Annotated in this window: 1 protein-coding gene; it reads left to right on the top strand. The window is 66.8% G+C overall.

All coding sequences use genetic code 11. The features are described 5' to 3' along the window. The coding region (locus J8I35_RS34335) for an amidohydrolase (protein WP_209929387.1) at window positions 1-1,718 on the top strand (1,718 nt) is incomplete at both ends.

The raw sequence follows: 1,718 nt of genomic DNA, 5'->3' as shown, positions 1-1,718 counted from the left end.
CGCTTCGTCGCGGTCGGCAGCGAAGCGGACGTGATGCCGCTCGCGGGCCGCGCGACGAAGGTGGTCGATCTCGGCGGCCGCGGCGTGCTGCCGGGTCTGATCGACAACCACTGCCACGTGATTCGCGGCGGACTGAACTACAACATGGAACTGCGTTGGGACGGCGTGCCGTCGCTTGCGCTCGCGATGGAGATGCTCAAGCAGCAGGTCGCGATCACGCCCGCGCCGCAATGGGTGCGCGTGGTCGGCGGCTTCACCGAGCATCAGTTCGTGGAGAAGCGGCTGCCGACGATCGAAGAACTCAATGCGGTCGCGCCGGACACGCCGGTGTTCATCCTGCATTTGTACGATCGCGCGTTGCTGAACGCGGCCGCGCTGCGTGTCGTCGGCTATACGAAGGACACGCCGGAGCCGCCGGGCGGCACGATCCTGCGCGATGCCGCCGGCAACCCGACCGGCCTGCTGCTCGCGAACCCGAACGCGACGATCCTCTACGCGACGCTCGCGAAGGGGCCGAAGCTGCCGTTCGAGTATCAATACAACTCGACGCGCCATTTCATGCGAGAGCTGAACCGGCTCGGCGTGACGGGCGTGATCGACGCGGGCGGCGGTTCGCAGAATTACCCCGACGATTACGAAGTGATCCGCAAGCTGCACGACGCGGGCGAGATGACGATCCGGATCGCGTACAACCTGTTCACGCAGAAGCCGAACGCGGAGAAGGAAGACTTCGTGAACTGGACGAAGAGCGTCAAGTATCACGACGGCACCGACTACTTCCGCAACAACGGCGCGGGCGAGATGCTGGCGTTTTCCGCGGCCGATTTCGAAGACTTCCGCGTCGCGCGGCCGGACCTGCCCGCGCAGATGGAGGACGATCTCGAAGGCGTCGTGCGCGTGCTCGCGGAAAACCGCTGGCCGTGGCGCATGCACGCGACCTATGACGAAACGATCAGCCGCGCGCTCGACGTGTTCGAGAAGGTCAACGAGGACATTCCGCTCGAAGGGCTGAACTGGTTCTTCGATCACGCGGAAACGATCACCGAGCAATCGATGGACCGGATCGCCGCGCTCGGCGGCGGGATCGCGGTGCAGCACCGGATGGCGTACCAGGGCGAATACTTCGTCGAGCGCTACGGCGCGCAAGCCGCGGAGGCGACGCCGCCGGTCGCGAAGATGCTCGCGAAGGGGCTCAAGGTGTCGGCCGGCACGGACGCGACGCGCGTCGCGTCGTACAACCCGTGGGTGTCGCTCTCGTGGCTCGTGACGGGCAAGACGGTCGGCGGCATGCGCATGTATCCGCAGCGCAACCTGCTCGATCGCGAAACCGCGCTGCGGATGTGGACCGAGTACGTGACGTGGTTCTCGAACGAGGAAGGCAAGAAAGGCCGCATCGCGGTGGGTCAGCTTGCCGACCTGGTGGTCCCCGATCGCGATTTCTTCGGGTGCGCGGAAGACGATATCGCCGCCACGACCGCGTTGCTGACGGTGGTCGACGGGAAGATCGTGTGGGGCGCGGGGCCGTTCGCATCGCACGACGCGCCGATTCCGCCGGCGATGCCGGACTGGTCGCCGGTGCGCGAGTTCGGCGGCTATGGCGGCTGGGGCGCGACGCAACGCAACGGCGCGCCGCTGCAACGCGCGGCAGCGGCCGCCGCGATGTGCGGCTGCGCGAACGAATGCAACCTTCACCAGCATGCGCACGCGAGCGCATGGGC

It is taken from the genome of Burkholderia sp. CpTa8-5 (assembly GCF_017815045.1).
Classification (GTDB): Bacteria; Pseudomonadota; Gammaproteobacteria; order Burkholderiales; family Burkholderiaceae; genus Burkholderia; species Burkholderia sola.
Note: the sequence above shows the minus strand (reverse complement) of the source record. Positions and strands in the feature narration are given on the sequence as shown.